The organism is Thalassotalea litorea (genome assembly GCF_005843925.1).
GTDB lineage: Bacteria > Pseudomonadota > Gammaproteobacteria > Enterobacterales > Alteromonadaceae > Thalassotalea_A > Thalassotalea_A litorea_A.
The window spans coordinates 1-16,046 of sequence record NZ_VCBC01000014.1 but is presented as its reverse complement, the minus strand read 5'-3'; the positions used below and the strand labels follow the sequence as shown (position 1 = coordinate 16,046).

Genomic DNA, 16,046 nt, shown 5'->3' with positions numbered 1-16,046 from the left:
CTTTCAACGACAATCGTGTACAGTCAAGCCATTAAAATAGGCGAATAAATCGGTAGGGTCAGGGGTAGGGCAGTTGCAGTAGGTTTACATCGGTACCATTTATCTTGATATTATGGGCGCGCTTGCTGAGACTTCGCACCAGATTTAAAGGTGGCGGCTTGATAGCCACCTTCCACTTGCCCGTTGTAGTGAAGTGTGTACGTTTGATTTGCCGCGAGGCCGTCAAATCGGGTTTTTTTATTGTCAGGATAACTGATCTCAATATTGACCTGCTCGGCACTGCCAATATGAAAGGTCACAGGTTCTCCGTTCCAGCGGGATTTTGCCAGCAGGGTACGTTTTTTATTCTCTTCTTTGTCTGTGATATAAAGCTTAATCAGGGAGCCTGCTGCATAAATATTAGGAATTTTATACCTGGGGTAAACCGTGACCTGATTGCCGTCCATTTTACTTTCATTGATAAAAATCGACAGTCGTGTGTCGCTTTCGCTATTGTTGCCACCGAGAATTAAGTCGTTATCGCCATCATTATCGATGTCGGCGATATATACAGGGTTGGCACTCCAGGATTTACTGAATAATACTCGACTGAAGTTTCCATCCCCCAGGTTCTCATATACTTCGGTGATTTTTAATCTGGGGTTATTCATCACAAAATCGGGATCGGAATCACCATCGAAATCGACTGGATAGGCGCGCAATAAGTAGGGTGCACGTTTTTTAAAAAACGCATCCATGCCGGTTGAGTGATATTTGAATCCGTTTAAAGAGTTCAAATACCATCCACTTTTACTGTCGCCAATTACCAATAAGTCATCAAGGTGATCATTATTAATGTCGCCGTAATAAATGGGCACCGCATCTTCTGGCAGTCCTAATGTTTTATTGGCACCATGATACTGACCTTTGTCGTTTTGCAATAGATAATGCCCTATCTTGTCGCCACCATAACTGGCAGATCCCGCGATAATAATATCGCCGAGACCATCAAAATTTAGATCGATAAGATTTGGGCTTAAACCATGCTGATGGGTGGGAAAGTATTGATGGTACTTGGCTCTGAAAAAACGATTTTTCTTGCGCATCGCTTTGTGTTTTTCCGTCAGGTTTTGGTACTTTTCTTCAAGCCCTGGCGGTTCCGTTGTCGTGATTGGCTCGTCTCGGTTGAATGACTTTGTTTGTGGTTGATATATCCAGACACCTTTAACGCCACCGTCGAGGTCGAGGTAACCATCAAAGTTGATATCAACGATATCCAGCGGTTTGGATAAAGGTCTTAGGGTGAAGCCTTTGCCACGACCGAGAAACCCATCGCCTTGTTGGTTAAACAGGTACTCGGGCTTGCTTTCATCAGATAAACCGGCGATATCGAGCCAGCCATCGCCGTCAAAATCGAAAAATTTAGGCTTGTCGTCGGCACCGGGTAAGTAGGGTAGCGATGGGTTGATTTGCTTTAAATCGATAAACGTAAGCTTATTGCTTTCTTGCAGTTGATTGACCAAAATTTTACCACCAGGCTTACCATGATGGGACAGGTACAAATCGATGTCACCATCATTGTCATAGTCGAAACCATTCACCCCCCAGGGCCACCAACCGTGAGATTGAAATTTTCCACCCTGCCGCTTTTTTTCATTGTCATGCCATTGGGTAATAATCGCCTTTGTTTGATTTTCACTATCATCCGCTAATTCAAAGCGCAGGTTACCAGACTGGTTTACATTGAGTGCAGCCATGATTGGGTACGCTTTTGAATATAAACGTTCAGAAAAGGTAAATAGGGTGATGGTGACGCAGCAAAATCCGACAGTAATCAGCTTTGTGAGTAGTTTCATAGACTTGTTGTTTTTTATTTAGGCTAAATTGAGCATAGCAAAGGCTCTGGGATTTGCTATGCAACCAGGATTTTTGTGGGATAGACAGAAACGCAGTTATTAGAAAAAACAAACCCCGCATGGCGCGGGGTTAAAATCTAGTATTTAAGGGAGAAAACTTATGAAAAGTTAACGCTGATAATCATACCTCTCAAGCTTAGTAAAAGCTGTTTTCACCCTGTAAAACTTGCCACTAAAAGTGTTTTGTCTGGCAATAGCTTGTTATTGATTGCGACAAAATGTAATGGCTGACATTTTAGTGTAATTATCTTTGTTTTATGTAATCGCTAGCCTTCATTTTGAAATAGGAAACATGCTGGTAAGGAATTTCTACCGGGCTTGGATCGACAATTTCGATAGGTATTCGATTATTAATCGCAGCTCTTAATGCCATTTGGGTAATGTTGACACTAAAGGAGGTTCCCATAAACACCATTCGCTCGGCATCCTGCATGCGTTGTTGTGCTTCTCCGATGCGATATAAATCGGTATAAAACTCATCAAACAGCAATACAAAGGGTTTAAAAGAATGATCTAACTGTGGAAGTTTTGAACTGGGATCGATGTTAAAAATGTTTAACAGCGACGCTTGAACATTGTTTGGGTCGACTTCTTCCCAGGGCGTCATATACGTGTCGACGACAGGGCCTTGCTCGTGAAACAAGGTCATTTGGTCCAATCGTCCATGAATGGCGATATAGTCCTGATTGCCAGCTTTACCGTCCAGGCCATCGATATTTTGGGTGATCAGGTTTTTATCTGTAAGCCAGTGGTGTACGTCGTTAGGCCCATGATGGCGGTAGCTGGCAAATCGATGATAATACCAGGTTAAAAACTCCACCGGATTGGTTTGATACATGGCACGAGTTGCCATTTCCTGCGGTGTATAATTTTCACTGCCTATGGTCCAGAACCCGTCTTCACCGCGAAATGTAGGAATACCACTTTCACTACTGACGCCCGCACCGGTTATGTATAAAGTTTCATCCATTAAATTGCTCCTGATCACAAACAACAATAAAAGCACGCTACCTTGAATTTGCGCGGTTCGCAAATACAAAGTATTTAAATACTTTGCGACGGAATAAAGACGATTGCCAAGGGTGCGAATAAATTAGATTTTGGTTTTCATTATCGCTCATTACCGTTCAGTGTCGCCTATCCACATATGCCAGGTAGGTTTTCTGTAACTCTCTATGGCGCAAGAGTTAGAGAAACTATAGAATAAGCGCAATTTTAACCACTCGTTTTAATGGTAACTACGCAATCCATGTTTGAATTAAAATACCAGACTCCACCAGAGTGGGCACAAGTTGCCCTGGAAGATTTTGACGCATTTTTACAAGATCACGCTGCAGCCGAGAAGAAAGCATCGGGTATGGCGATGTCGATGTTGTCCCATTACCCTGATCGTAAAAACCTCGTACGGGCGATGACGGATTTAGCGATTGAGGAAATGATCCACTTTAAGCAAGTGTTAAAACTGCTTCAAAAACGTGATGTAACCTTAGGTAACGATCAAAAAGACCCTTACATTAATGAAATTCGCACCTTGTTCCGTCGTGGCTCTGATGTGTTTTTCCTTGATCGTTTGTTGGTTGCCGGCGTTATTGAAGCCCGTGGTCATGAGCGTTTTTCTCTGATTGCTCAAGCATTGCCAGAGGGCAAAGAGAAAGAATTTTATGTGGCGATTGCTAAATCAGAAGAAAAACATAAAAACTTGTTTGTTGAGCTGGCTCTCGAGTATTTCGAAGAAGAAATGGTTTATCAACGACTTGAAGAAGTGCTCGACTTTGAAGCGGGTATTTGCTCAAAATTACCATTTAGAGCGGCCTTGCATTAACGGCTAGCCATTAATATTAACCCGTTAACTCGCGGATTTATGAAGTGCGCAAGTTAAATTGGATTTCGTCTGTTATTGAATACCCAATAGGCGTACAGGCAAGGAGAGATAATCTGGCTATCGACAAAACGTTTAGCAAATATCTGGCAAATTTTGCAGAGCCGGAAGTGACGCGATTAGCATCCTTTCCTCAGACGTTAGTCTTTGCGCAGGTTGTAATACTGCCGGCCTATAAAGAGTCAGCAGAATTTTGTCATCGGTTTAATATTGTGACCGAATCTCAACAGGATAAACTTTTAATTGTCGTAATTAATCAACCAGATACCGACATGGATATCGAACCGCAACGGCAACTGTTCGAGAAAATTGATCATATCGGGGATCGCATCTGGCAGTGTGAAAACTTGTCTCTATTGCAGCTAAAAAGTGGCAGTTTTGTATTAGTTGTTGATCGCTTTACTCAGCCGATCCCACATAAACAAGGGGTAGGTCTGGCACGGAAGATTGCGGCGGATCTCGCATGCCAATTAATCAGCCAAAAACAGATCCAATCGCCCTGGGTCTACTCCACTGACGCCGACGCCCATTTACCAGAAAATTATTTCTCTACGCTTGCCAACATTAGTGACGATACCAGAGCTTTGGTGTTTGGCTTTTATCATCAAGCGGTGGATTCCATAGAGCATCAACAAGAGGGCGCAGCGACACACCTTTATGAACTGTCGATGCGCTATTATGTGGCGGGGTTGAGCTACGCCGGTAGTCCCTATAACTTTTTCACCATTGGTAGTATTTTGGCTTTTTGCGCCGATGCCTATGTCAAAGTGCGCGGGTTTCCCAAACGCGCTGCCGGAGAAGATTTTTACCTGCTTAACAAGATTGCCAAGCTCGGTAAGATAAAAAATGAACAAAGTGTGCAAATAAAAATCGATGCCCGAGTATCAGATAGAGTGCCATTTGGCACCGGTCCTGCGGTAGAGAAAATCATCAATTTGCAACAAAACAAACAAGATTATTGCTACTATCAACCGCAAGTATTTGTAGAGTTAAAACAGCTACTTGACGCAATGAATACAAGCGCTGGAAACCTCGAGGAGTTAGCGATAGCGTTGCAAGATTTATCAGCGGTTTGTAGCCGCTCCTTGGCGGATATCGGTTTTGCTGACTTTCTTGATAAACTTGGGGCACAATCAATTTCGAGCGCTCAAGTGAACCGGCAACTTAGGGTCTGGTTTGATGCCTTTAAAACATTGAAATTTATTCACGCCCTTCGGGATAACGGTTTACCGGATATTCCACTGCAACAAGCATTAAACAATCCACACTTTACGACGGTTTAGTTTTTAAAATTTCCGAATACATGGGATATCGCGCGCTAAATTCCGTCATTGTGCAGCCAAAATGCAAAAAGGTATTCTTAAACGGATAACTTAAATACTTGTTTGCGCAGGCAAGCTTTATCCTTCTCCTTTTCGCTATCACCATTCATCTTTGTTCTTTCATCATTGATCATATTTCATCTCGTCAGCAATAGGATCTCGGATACAGATTCCGTTATGGTCGATTTAGATACGAACACGCAAGCAACGGAGAATCAAAGTGGCATCCTATATCTCGTATTTATCTCAACAAAATCACCGACAATGGCTGGCGAAGTTTGACGATAACCAGGTTATTCAACAGGCCAATGCGGGCAATTTGCTGTTTATGGAAGAGTTATTTAAACGTGCGAAGCGATTGGAATTTGAAGGTGATCTGCTGATGGCCTGTCAGCTATATCGGCAAGGCTACCGATATTTTAAATTGGAATAAAGGGGAGGGGGCAGTCTTCGAATTTCAGACAAATATTGATTCTTAAGGTACACACTATTGAACATTTGTATAAAATAATGAATGAAAACAGCGGTTAAAAAGTACTTTTTAAAATAGCGTCTATACTCAATAAAAAACCCAGTTTTGATTGAGATAATAACAAATGCAAGGATCACGCTATTTATTTCCCCCGGTTGGGCGCTTACTCTCTTTTATCGTTTTTCCTGCGTTACTGGCGCTTATGGTATCTGTCAATGCATCCGCAAGCACCCAGCTGACGCCACTTCAACAACGAGCCGATATTGTTACGGAACAAGTGCTTGCACCGAATTCTGTGGTGATTGAAACCGCGACAATCGATGACTTGTTCGCCCTTTATGAATTGCTCGATTACCACCCAGTAAACTGGCATCACAATAATCAGGCGGTTCCGAGGATCACGTTTTCCAAACTCGCACCATCTTGGATAGCGGATACGCGAAAATTACCGGTCAGTGTCAAAAAATCTCTTTTTTATAAACTCATGATGCCACTCATTTTGATGTCAAATGAAGCGATATTACAAGAGCGTCAATTTATTGAGTCTGCAAGTTTATCGGATCCGAAATTGATTGAGCTAGCAGTGAAATATCAGGTCATTGCGGGTAGTCGTGCGAATATCAGTGAATCACAAAAACAACGGTTAATGGCGCGTGTCGATATTATTCCACCGTCATTGGCGCTGGCGCAAGCCGCAGAAGAAAGCGGTTGGGCAACCTCTAGATTTACCCTCGAAGGGCATGCGTATTTTGGTCAGTGGGACTATTCCGGAAATGGCATGATACCGAAACAACAACGCAAGGAATTGGGAAATTATGGTCTGGCACGATTTAGCACGCCGCTCGAATCCGTTCAGGCTTACATGTTAAACCTTAATACGGTTGGTGCGTATCAGCAGTTCCGAACACAAAGGCATCATTTGCGAGCTTCTAATCAAGTAATTGCAGGTCTGGATCTCGTTGATAATCTGACCGAATACTCCGAACGTGGCGAGGCGTATACCCGCAGTATTCGTGGTTTGATTACCTATAATGCGCTGCAATATTTCGATCAGGCTTATTTAGCCAATATGCCAGTAGCGTTCGCTATCGCTCAAGTCGGTCGCTAATTTGAGTTAACGACCGTAAGATTCTACTGATTCGATTAATGCGGTCGAATATTTCTAATTTTTGTTCTGATCAATTCCTGTAAAGTGATGTTTAACGGTTGCGGATATAAACGCATCGTTAAACGCCTCACGTTTAACGAGATCAAATTTATTCAAATTAAACTTAATCAAATCAAGTTAACCTTTACAGATTTTTAGGAACAATATTATGGGTTTATTAGTCGAAGGCCAGTGGCAGGATCAATGGTACGATACCAAAGCAAGCGGCGGGAAATTTGAACGCAAAGCGTCTTCGTTTCGTCACTGGTTAACCGCCGATGGGAGCCCCGGACCCAATGGCCAAAAAGGATTTAAAGCGGAGCCTAACCGTTATCATCTCTATGTTTCTCTAGCGTGCCCTTGGGCACATCGAACCTTGATATTTCGCAAATTAAAAGCATTGGAAGGAATGATTTCCGTTTCCGTGGTGCATTATCTTATGCAAGAAAATGGCTGGACCTTTACCCCGATAGAACATTCCGATCATCCGGATTGGGTTAACGTTGAGGATGAGATAAATCACCAGGAATTCCTACATCAGGTATATACCATGGCCGACCCTCAATATACCGGTAGAGTTACGGTGCCGGTTTTATGGGATAAAAAGACCAAGGCCATTGTATCGAATGAATCGTCTGAAATTATCCGTATGCTTAATGTCGCATTTGATCACCTTGGCGCCAGACCCTGGGATTTTTACCCAGAGCCATTGCAAGAAGAGATCGATACCATCAATGATTTTGTTTATCGCAATATCAATAATGGTGTATACCGAGCGGGATTTGCGACCACTCAGCAAGCTTATGATGAAGCGGTGCAGGAATTATTCGTGGCATTGGATAGCCTGGAACAACGCTTAGGAAAACAACGTTATCTGGTAGGTGATTCGATCACCGAAGCAGACTGGCGGCTGTTCACCACGTTAGTTCGTTTCGATGCGGTTTATGTCGGTCACTTTAAATGTAATTTGCGACGTATCGACGATTATCCAAACTTAAGCGGTTATTTACGGGAGTTGTATCAAGTGCCGGGAGTGGCGCCCACGGTAAATATGACGCACATAAAACGGCACTACTATCAGAGCCACGATATGATTAACCCGACGGGCGTGGTACCTCAAGGCCCGATTGTGGATTTCACCCAACCCCATTGTCGAGGTTAGTCAATATAAGGAAGCTAGTGATAGCCATTACCTGAGCCCTTGCGCATTGTTGGATCTTTTTTATCTTCTATACTTGTCGAATCATCTATTTAGCTAGTTAACGATATCGTTTATCGATGGTTAATTCTGGAGATCTAATGCGAAAACATGCCCCTCTTGCTTTGGCAGTATCTGCTGCCCTGATTCTTTTTGCCTGCGGTCAACAATCCGATCCTGACTCAGTCTCTTCATCTAAATCGGATAACCAAGTCGCCCCGGCACCGGTTAAGGACGATTCCAATGAATCGCTAACCTCAGATAAACAAGCGTATTTTGGCAACCTTCATGTCCATACATCCTGGTCATTTGACGGCTACACCAATGGCAGTGTGACAGCACCGGATGATGCGTATCGCTGGGCCAAAGGCGAAGAGATCCAAGCCAATAAAGAAGGTGGGATGATGAAAATTAAACAACCTCTGGATTGGTATGCCGTTTCTGATCATGCGGAATACATGGGTGTTTTTGTCAGTATGGAAGACCCGGACAGCCCGGTGAGTCAGTTGGACATAGCTAAGGAAATCACCTCTGACGATCCCGCAGTTGCCTTTAAAGCGTTTGCGAAAGTTTTGGATGACATGAATAAAGGCAAATCTGATCCACAATTAAATGATCCAAAAATGGCAAAAACCATGTGGCAGGAAATTATCGAAACCGCAGAGATGCACAATGATCCAGGAAATTTCACCACATTTGCCGCTTTTGAGTGGACCTCGGCGCCGAGTAACCGAAACCTGCATCGAGTGGTCATATTTAATGGTCGAGAGAATATTCCTGAATTGCCGTTTTCAACGCTGGATTCTGACAAACCCGAAGATTTGTGGAAATACATGAATACTGCTCGTGAAAATGGCGCAACTCTGTTAGCTGTGCCCCATAACGGTAATGCCAGCGATGGCATGATGTTCGCATTGACCGATTCCTATGGCAATGAAATCACCAAAGAGTATTCAGACAATCGCATTATGAACGAACCTTTGTATGAGATTACCCAAATCAAAGGTTCATCGGATACCCATCCTGATTTATCACCCAATGATGAATTTGCCGACTTTGAGTTGTGGGATTACACGCTTTCGGCGATTACCGAGCGTCCGACTAAACGGCAAGGAAGTTACTTAAGGCAGGCCTATCTTGATGGTTTGAAATTTGAAATGAATAACCAGGGTAACCCATTTCAATACGGGATTATTGGTGATTCTGACACTCATAATTCAGCCTCATCTGTAGAAGAAGATAACTATACCGGAAAATTCGCAGGAGAATTCAATCCTGAGCATAGGTTAAACGGAATATCAGGGTATGAAGAAGCATCAAACCAACAAATCCGGGAATTTGGTTCTGGCGGCCTGGCAGGTGTATGGGCGAAAGAAAATACCCGGGATGCTATTTTTAACGCCATGCAAAACAAAGAAACTTTTGGTACTTCAGGTACTCGAGTTAAAGTCAGAATATTTGCATCCTTTGATTATGACGAAGACATTCTCAATCGTGATGACTGGGTAACGATGGCTTATGACAAAGGCGTTCATATGGGCAGTGAATTGACGGGCAGTTCGGATAGTTCGCCGGTATTTATCATCCAGGCACTGAAAGAAGCCGATGGTGCGAATCTGGATAGGGCACAAATCATTAAAGGTTGGGTGGACAGTGACGGCAATGTGCAGGAAAAGATCTTTGATGTGGCATTATCCGATGATCGCACGGACGGTTCTCAAATGCTTGAGTCGACGGTTGATCTAGCAACAGGAAAATACACTAATGATATTGGCGCGAGTGCATTTTTACTGACCTGGAAAGACCCTGAATTCGACGCATCGCAACACGCCTTTTACTATCTGCGCGTGCTGGAAATCCCGACTCCGAGATGGTCTACGTTAGATGCCATTGCACTTGGACAAAAACCAAGAGACGATCTGCCGGTAACCATACAGGAAAGAGGCTGGAGCAGTCCGATTTGGTACAAAGCTCAGTAAGTTTCGGGGCTAAACAGACGAAAAACGGCTTGTGTTATAAGCCGTTTTATATTTTTCAAGAACGTGACTAAAACGTCATTTCAGGCACGTCGCCATTGACCACTAACTCGCCTTCGGTAAGCTTTACGATCTCATCGACACTAACACCCGGCGCTCGCTCAAGCAGGTGAAATTTACCGTTTTTTATTTCAATGAATGCCAAGTCGGTCAATACCTTTTTGATACATCCTTTACCGGTTAATGGTAGCGTGCACTGGTTCAGAAGCTTGGATACTCCGTGTTTCGAAGCGTGGGTCATGGTGACGATAATATTATCAGCGCCTGCCACTAAGTCCATCGCTCCCCCCATCCCTTTGATTAACTTACCCGGGATCATGTAAGAGGCAATGTTGCCTTCGACATCCACTTCAAATGCCCCCAATACAGTCAAATCCACATGGCCACCGCGGATCATGGCAAACGATTCGGCACTATCAAATAGCGATGCGCCAGCGGCCATGGTAACGGTTTGCTTACCGGCATTAATTAAATCGGCATCCACTTCGTCTTCGGTTGGAAATAGTCCCATACCTAATAAACCATTTTCTGATTGCAGCATCACTTCAATGCCTGCAGGCACATAATTGGCAACCAGAGTCGGAATTCCGATGCCTAAATTGACGTAATAACCGTCTTGTAACTCCTGAGCAACGCGCTGGGCAATTTGTTCTCTTGATAACGCCATGATTATGCTCCTTGCTTTGGGTTTTTAGCTTCGGTTATGGTGCGCTGTTCGATCACCTTTTCAAAATTGCCTTTGATTAAGCGGTCGACATAGATACCACTTAAGTGAATTTCATCGGGATCAAGCTCCCCAGGTTCAACGATATGCTCTACTTCCACAACGGTAATTTTACCCGCAGTCGCCGCGAGTGGGTTGAAGTTGCGGGCGGTCTTTCGAAAAACAAGGTTTCCAAAAGTATCCGCTTTATAGGCTTTAACCAGCGCAAAGTCGCCGGTGACAGACTCTTCAAGAATATATTTCTTGCCATTAAACTCTCGCACTTCCTTGCCTTCAGCAACTGGCGTACCATAACCTGTGGCAGTATAAAACGCAGGAATACCAGCGCCGCCAGCGCGCATTTTTTCCGCTAAGGTACCCTGTGGTGTCAATTCAACGTCTAACTCGCCACTCATCATTTGCTGTTCAAAGTTATCATTTTCGCCGACATAGGATGCAACCATTTTTTTGATTTGTTTATCGAACAACAAAATGCCTAAGCCATGCTCTGTGGTGCCACAATTATTCGATACAACGGTAAGTCCCGTCGTGCCAATACGCTTGATTTCTTTAATAAGGTTTTCTGGGTTGCCGCATAAGCCAAAGCCGCCGACAATTAACGTCATATTATCTTCCAGGCCTGCTAAAGCTTCCTGATAAGAATTTACGACCTTGTTGAAACCTGCCATAAAAACTCCTGTTTCCCCCAATGATTTGGGTGTCGTTATTTGGGTGTGGTTATTTGGGACGTTGATGTCATTGGTATAAGTTCAACTATCCCGAAGATTTGCTGTCGATAATGGCGCAAAGGCCAGGTGAACTCAATGAAATGCTTGTCGACCGTTCAATCTTTGCGTGGTTTCGCGGAAAATTTTGTTTACAAGGAAGAGTAAAGAACAGGGAGGAGTGGAAAGTTATGATCATGGATGTGCGCAGGTAGAATAACGCAGGAGCAGTTATCGAGGAGCAGTTATCGAGGGAGCTTATTTTCGGTGAAGGAGACTGAGTTGCTTTTACTATTCGGATGTTTGAATCCGAATAGTCAGCGAAGCAGAAAACAATTCATTGAACCTCTGCGTCGTCAGCATAGCGCCGCGTTGTTTGCGGCGATTGTCAGCTTAACGATGTGCTGTTCGCATCGTTTGTCTCCCTGCTGATGGATAAAATTCTCGCATTAGCTCCTTTGCATCAGCACCCGTTTGTTCATTTTTACATACACTGTGCGCGCGTCATTATCCGCACAGTAATGGAGTCTATCGCGGAACGGGTGTAAGGTTTCGTCCATTAAATATCGTTGGACTAACATTAAAAAGCAGCGAACAAACAACGTAAAGGCAATGCTCAGTGAAAATTTACCTCAGTGAAGAACAACAAATGATCCAGGATATGGCGAAAAAGTTTGCCGAATCTGAACTCGCGCCAGTAGCGGCACAACTCGATGCAAAACCCGATGCCGATCTCTTTAATGCGAATTTGGCAAAGTTGGCCGACTTAGGGTTTATGGGGTTAAACATTGATGCCGAGTATGGTGGTGTTGAGGCCGGTACTGTTGCATTTTCGCTGGCGATCACCGAACTTGCCAAAGCGTGTGCGGCAACCGCTGTAACGACATCGGTAACCAATATGGTGGCAGAAGTAATACAAGCGGTAGGGACGGATGCACAAAAACAGACCTATCTGCCAAAAATTTGCAGTGGTGAGTTTTTAGCCGGTGGGTTTTGTTTAACAGAGCCTTGCGCAGGTTCGGATCCCGCAGGGATGAAAACGACAGCGGTAAAAGACGGTGATGACTACCTGTTAAACGGTAGCAAAATTTATATCACCAGTGGTTCAATCGCCGGCGTTTTTGTGGTCTGGGCCGTAACGGATAGCGCCGCGGCAAAAGGTAAGGGTATTTCCTGCTTTCTCGTGGATGCCGATACTCTGGGTATCAACATCAGCAAGCCGGAAGACAAAATGGGACAAAAGGCATCGCCCACCAATGAAGTGCATTTTGAAAATTGTCGGGTGCCAGCCAGTAATATGCTTGGTAAGGAAAATAAAGGTTACGCCATTGCTGTATCGGAGTTAGCCGGTGGCCGTATCGGTATTGGCTCGCTGGCATTAGGGGTCGGTCTTGCCGCACTTGATTATGCCAAAGAGTTCATTCAGGACCGTCGCCAATTCGATCAACCGCTGGCCAAGTTTCAGGGGCTGCAGTGGATGCTGGCTGACCGATATACAGAAATGGAAGCGGCACGAATGTTATTGATGCAAGCGGCAAGTTTAAAAGAACAGGGGCTGAGTTTTGCGACTCAGGCGTCTATGGCAAAGCTTTTTGCCAGCGAAAAAGCCAATAAAGCCTGTTATGATGCTTTGCAAATGCTAGGTGGTGCAGGTTACATCAAAGAGTACCCATTAGAACGATTGGCCCGCGATGTGCGAATTACTTCCATCTATGAGGGCACCAGCGAAATCCAACGCGTGATCATTGCCCGTGAATTATTGAGCTAACACAAATAAAAAGGATAACCTATGGCTGTTGAAATTATTGTCGCCGATTATAATAATCCAACCCATTGTAAAGATTTAATCATGTTATTAAATGCCTATGCCGAAGATCCGATGGGTGGCAATGAACCGTTAACAGACTATGTAAAAGAAAACCTGTGCGCAAAACTTGCAGAGCAACCTGGGGTTGTGACTTTATTAGCCTATATAGATAATAAGCCCGCAGCTATCTGTAACTGCGTTTTCGGTTTCTCAACCTTTAAAGCCAAACCATTGCTGAACATCCATGATATGGGCGTATTGCCTGAGTTCCGTGGTCAAAAATTAAGCCACAAACTACTCGCAGAAGTGGAACAAATCGCCATACAAAAAGGGTGTTGTAAACTCACGTTGGAAGTGTTGCAGGGCAATCAAGTCGCGAAACAAAGTTACATCAATTTTGGCTTTTCTGGCTATGAATTAGACCCACAATTGGGTAATGCGGAATTTTGGGAAAAAGCGCTCTGATCTCAGTTATCAGTCAAAAAGTTTTCTAAAGTGACGCTTTGACAACATCGGATGGCTTGGGTTCTCGAGTCGGGCGAGGGACTAACTCACCACCGCAATTCGGACAAGTGAATGCTTTGGTCGAAGTGCAATCTTTACAGAAGGTGCATTCATATGAACAAATATACGCGATGTCAGTAGGTCCGGTTGCCGCCTGACAAGATTCACATTGTGATTTCATTTCTAACATGAGCAACTCCCCGAGAATCTGCGAACCTTTAAGTTAACGAAGCTAAGATGCAAAGTCCATCATTAACTATCCCATTGTTTATGGTGTAGTTTTGTTAGAAAGGTCGCATAATGGATAACGTGTCAGCGGTGGTAGGCTCACCTGAGTCGCCGTCACTTTAAAACGAAATAGAACGACGTCCGGAGCCTCGACCATTGGTTTCTGAATCCGACTTTTTGTTTGAATCAGGTTTACCCGCTTTTTTCGCTTTGCCCGAGTTCACAGATTTACCCGCTTTGGCTTTGCGCTTGTTGGTTGGTGAAGATTTCCGACTTTCTGGCTTTGCTTGCTTGGTCAAAGCAAGTTCCTCTGTTTCGATATCACTTGCGTCAGTGGCATTGAAGGCCGGTTTTTGCGGCGCGTCGACAAGACGGATTTGCATAAACTCGCCATTGAATTCGACCAGATCACCTTGATAGATCTTTTTGCGTTTTTGTTGACACAATTCACCGTTCACGCCAACGTGACCATCGGCGATTAACATTTTCGCTTCACCGCCGCCACCGACCAAATTGGCGATCTTTAGCAGCTTATACAGCTCTAATGGCTCGACATAAACGTCAATCGTGTTGATATCACTTTCATCAAGCTCTATAAATTCTGGTTCAGACAAATCGATTCCAATTTCACAGTAAACAGGGTTAATCGTCCAAGTTTACCATAGGCCTCTATGCTATCGAAACCACCGAATCATATTACATCCATTTGAATAGGGCGCCCCCCTGGGAGAAAGGGGGCTATTATCGACTGAAAGGCATTAGTCGATAATACATTCGATGTTAAGCCAAGGTGTCGATTTTACTCAGGTGCGTCTTCGAAAGTTACTTCGTATGTCACCTGTTCAGTTGCCGCCAAATCGGTGATGCTTGCGCCATCAAGTTTCTCATTCATGTAATCGGCGGTGTTGTTTGCGCCTCGATTCGTTGCGAATGTGATCACGTCTTCACCATTACAAACCAAACCAAGAGCAACGGTTTTCGCCTTCAGGTTATATTCGCCTAATGTCTGACGAAGCTTGTACGTGCTGTCTGACATGGCCGCTTTACAGGTATCAACCAATGCGGTTTCCATATAACTGCTGTAGGCACCTTGAGCATTCACACTGAATGCGGCTAATGAAGCGATAAGACCTGTTGTTGCAATAACGTTTAAAGTTTTCATGGTTATCTTCCTTAGTTGCTTCTTGTGCAACTTGTTGTAAAGAATTTGTTAATGGGTAACACCTATATAGATGGCACAAGAACGCGATTTAGTTGCTAATGAAATTTGACGGGATGTAACAAGTTATTTCATGGTGAAGTTACGTGCTCTAACTTATAAATCAGTGCAATATGCTGTGTTTGTTGGTTTTTTGACCGAAGCTTTAGTTGTGCAGGGTAGGCTATGACAAATACTCTTTTACATTCACCCACACTTTATTACGACTTTCTTCGTGGTTTTGTCCGCAAAAGGGCATCCAAAAGAAAATTTTTGCAGAAATAGGTGGCGGTTGAATGGCTCAATTTTTTCGGAAATTTGGCAATCAATGCCAGGCAAATTGTCGAATTACGATAAGGTTATCTTTAATTGCTTTAAATTTCGGCAAACAAACGGTTTTTCTGAAATTATTTAAAGTTTGTGTTGACAGCTTTTTGCCGATCCCTATAATACGCAACCACACAGACGGACGGTTAGCTCAGTTGGGAGAGCATCGCCCTTACAAGGCGAGGGTCACTGGTTCGAGCCCAGTACCGTCCACCATCATTTTATGGTCTGTCTGTGAAAGTCTTAAATGGACGGTTAGCTCAGTTGGGAGAGCATCGCCCTTACAAGGCGAGGGTCACTGGTTCGAGCCCAGTACCGTCCACCATCATTTTATGGTCTGTCTGTGAAAGTCTTAAATGGACGGTTAGCTCAGTTGGGAGAGCATCGCCCTTACAAGGCGAGGGTCACTGGTTCGAGCCCAGTACCGTCCACCATCATTTTTTGATGAATCAAAAAAAGCTTAAGGTTTCTTAACGCTGTTTCTCCCTGGACGGTTAGCTCAGTTGGGAGAGCACCGCCCTTACAAGGCGGGGGTCACTGGTTCGAGCCCAGTACCGTCCACCATAAACTTAAATCAATTCAACTCAATTCAATTCAATTCGATC

Annotated in this window: 15 protein-coding genes and 4 tRNA genes; 12 read left to right on the top strand and 7 right to left on the bottom strand. The window is 44.0% G+C overall.

Translation table 11 applies throughout. The features are described 5' to 3' along the window. Positions 1-110: 110 nt before the first annotated feature. Positions 111-1,835, bottom strand: a complete 1,725-nt coding sequence (locus FE810_RS13390) for a CRTAC1 family protein (protein ID WP_138320575.1) — start codon at positions 1,833-1,835, stop codon at positions 111-113. Positions 1,836-2,139: 304 nt separating this feature from the next. Further along, positions 2,140-2,865: an SIR2 family NAD-dependent protein deacylase gene (locus FE810_RS13385; protein ID WP_138320574.1), complete on the bottom strand. Its 726-nt coding sequence runs from the start codon at positions 2,863-2,865 to the stop codon at positions 2,140-2,142. A 279-nt stretch (positions 2,866-3,144) separates the two neighbouring features. Here FE810_RS13385 and FE810_RS13380 point away from each other — a divergent pair, with 279 nt between their 5' ends. From FE810_RS13380 to FE810_RS13355, 6 genes are all read left to right on the top strand, one after another. Further along, entirely contained in the window at positions 3,145-3,717 is a 573-nt protein-coding gene (locus FE810_RS13380; protein ID WP_138320573.1) for a MiaE family protein, read from the top strand. Between the two features lie 44 nt (positions 3,718-3,761). Then, positions 3,762-5,057 carry a glycosyltransferase family protein gene (locus FE810_RS13375; RefSeq protein ID WP_138320572.1) on the top strand — a complete coding sequence of 432 codons (1,296 nt, stop codon included), beginning with the start codon at positions 3,762-3,764 and terminating at the stop codon, positions 5,055-5,057. A 259-nt stretch (positions 5,058-5,316) separates the two neighbouring features. Then, the gene (locus FE810_RS13370; protein WP_138320571.1) at positions 5,317-5,529 is read left to right on the top strand and encodes a hypothetical protein; all 213 of its coding nucleotides are present in this window, start codon (positions 5,317-5,319) and stop codon (positions 5,527-5,529) included. Positions 5,530-5,692: 163 nt separating this feature from the next. Then, positions 5,693-6,676 carry a glucosaminidase domain-containing protein gene (locus FE810_RS13365; protein ID WP_138320570.1) on the top strand — a complete coding sequence of 328 codons (984 nt, stop codon included), beginning with the start codon at positions 5,693-5,695 and terminating at the stop codon, positions 6,674-6,676. Positions 6,677-6,884: 208 nt separating this feature from the next. Next, positions 6,885-7,877 (top strand): glutathione S-transferase family protein, encoded by a 993-nt coding sequence (locus FE810_RS13360; protein WP_138320569.1) that lies wholly within the window; start codon positions 6,885-6,887, stop codon positions 7,875-7,877. A 137-nt stretch (positions 7,878-8,014) separates the two neighbouring features. Next, positions 8,015-9,892 (top strand): DUF3604 domain-containing protein, encoded by a 1,878-nt coding sequence (locus tag FE810_RS13355; protein WP_171022363.1) that lies wholly within the window; start codon positions 8,015-8,017, stop codon positions 9,890-9,892. A 67-nt stretch (positions 9,893-9,959) separates the two neighbouring features. Here the strand turns inward: FE810_RS13355 and FE810_RS13350 are convergent, their stop codons facing one another. Next, a complete protein-coding gene (locus FE810_RS13350; protein ID WP_138320567.1) occupies positions 9,960-10,616 on the bottom strand; it encodes a 3-oxoacid CoA-transferase subunit B in 657 nt (218 codons plus the stop codon). A 2-nt stretch (positions 10,617-10,618) separates the two neighbouring features. Then, the gene (locus tag FE810_RS13345; RefSeq protein ID WP_138320566.1) at positions 10,619-11,341 is read right to left on the bottom strand and encodes a CoA transferase subunit A; all 723 of its coding nucleotides are present in this window, start codon (positions 11,339-11,341) and stop codon (positions 10,619-10,621) included. Positions 11,342-11,996: 655 nt separating this feature from the next. Here FE810_RS13345 and FE810_RS13340 point away from each other — a divergent pair. Both FE810_RS13340 and FE810_RS13335 read left to right on the top strand, forming a co-directional pair. Beyond that, positions 11,997-13,145 carry an acyl-CoA dehydrogenase family protein gene (locus tag FE810_RS13340; protein WP_138320565.1) on the top strand — a complete coding sequence of 383 codons (1,149 nt, stop codon included), beginning with the start codon at positions 11,997-11,999 and terminating at the stop codon, positions 13,143-13,145. Positions 13,146-13,166: 21 nt separating this feature from the next. Further along, complete coding sequence (locus tag FE810_RS13335) at positions 13,167-13,649, top strand: GNAT family N-acetyltransferase (RefSeq protein WP_138320564.1); 483 nt, start codon at positions 13,167-13,169, stop codon at positions 13,647-13,649. Between the two features lie 25 nt (positions 13,650-13,674). Here the strand turns inward: FE810_RS13335 and FE810_RS13330 are convergent, their stop codons facing one another. The 3 genes from FE810_RS13330 to FE810_RS13320 all read right to left on the bottom strand — a co-directional run bounded on the left by FE810_RS13330 (position 13,675) and on the right by FE810_RS13320 (position 15,078). After that, on the bottom strand, positions 13,675-13,878 hold the full coding sequence (locus FE810_RS13330) for a DUF1272 domain-containing protein (protein WP_138320563.1): 204 nt from the start codon (positions 13,876-13,878) through the stop codon (positions 13,675-13,677). Between the two features lie 157 nt (positions 13,879-14,035). Further along, positions 14,036-14,530 (bottom strand): RNA-binding S4 domain-containing protein, encoded by a 495-nt coding sequence (locus FE810_RS13325; RefSeq protein ID WP_246037059.1) that lies wholly within the window; start codon positions 14,528-14,530, stop codon positions 14,036-14,038. Between the two features lie 185 nt (positions 14,531-14,715). Beyond that, entirely contained in the window at positions 14,716-15,078 is a 363-nt protein-coding gene (locus tag FE810_RS13320; protein WP_138320561.1) for a DUF3718 domain-containing protein, read from the bottom strand. A gap of 503 nt (positions 15,079-15,581) precedes the next feature. On the opposite strand from FE810_RS13320, the gene FE810_RS13315 reads away from it, so the two are divergent. From FE810_RS13315 to FE810_RS13300, 4 genes are all read left to right on the top strand, one after another. Further along, positions 15,582-15,657: transfer RNA gene (locus tag FE810_RS13315), tRNA-Val, on the top strand. 33 nt (positions 15,658-15,690) lie between these two features. Further along, positions 15,691-15,766, top strand: a tRNA-Val gene (locus FE810_RS13310). 33 nt (positions 15,767-15,799) lie between these two features. Beyond that, positions 15,800-15,875 (top strand) — tRNA-Val (locus tag FE810_RS13305). A gap of 54 nt (positions 15,876-15,929) precedes the next feature. Continuing rightward, positions 15,930-16,005: transfer RNA gene (locus tag FE810_RS13300), tRNA-Val, on the top strand. Positions 16,006-16,046 lie beyond the last annotated feature (41 nt).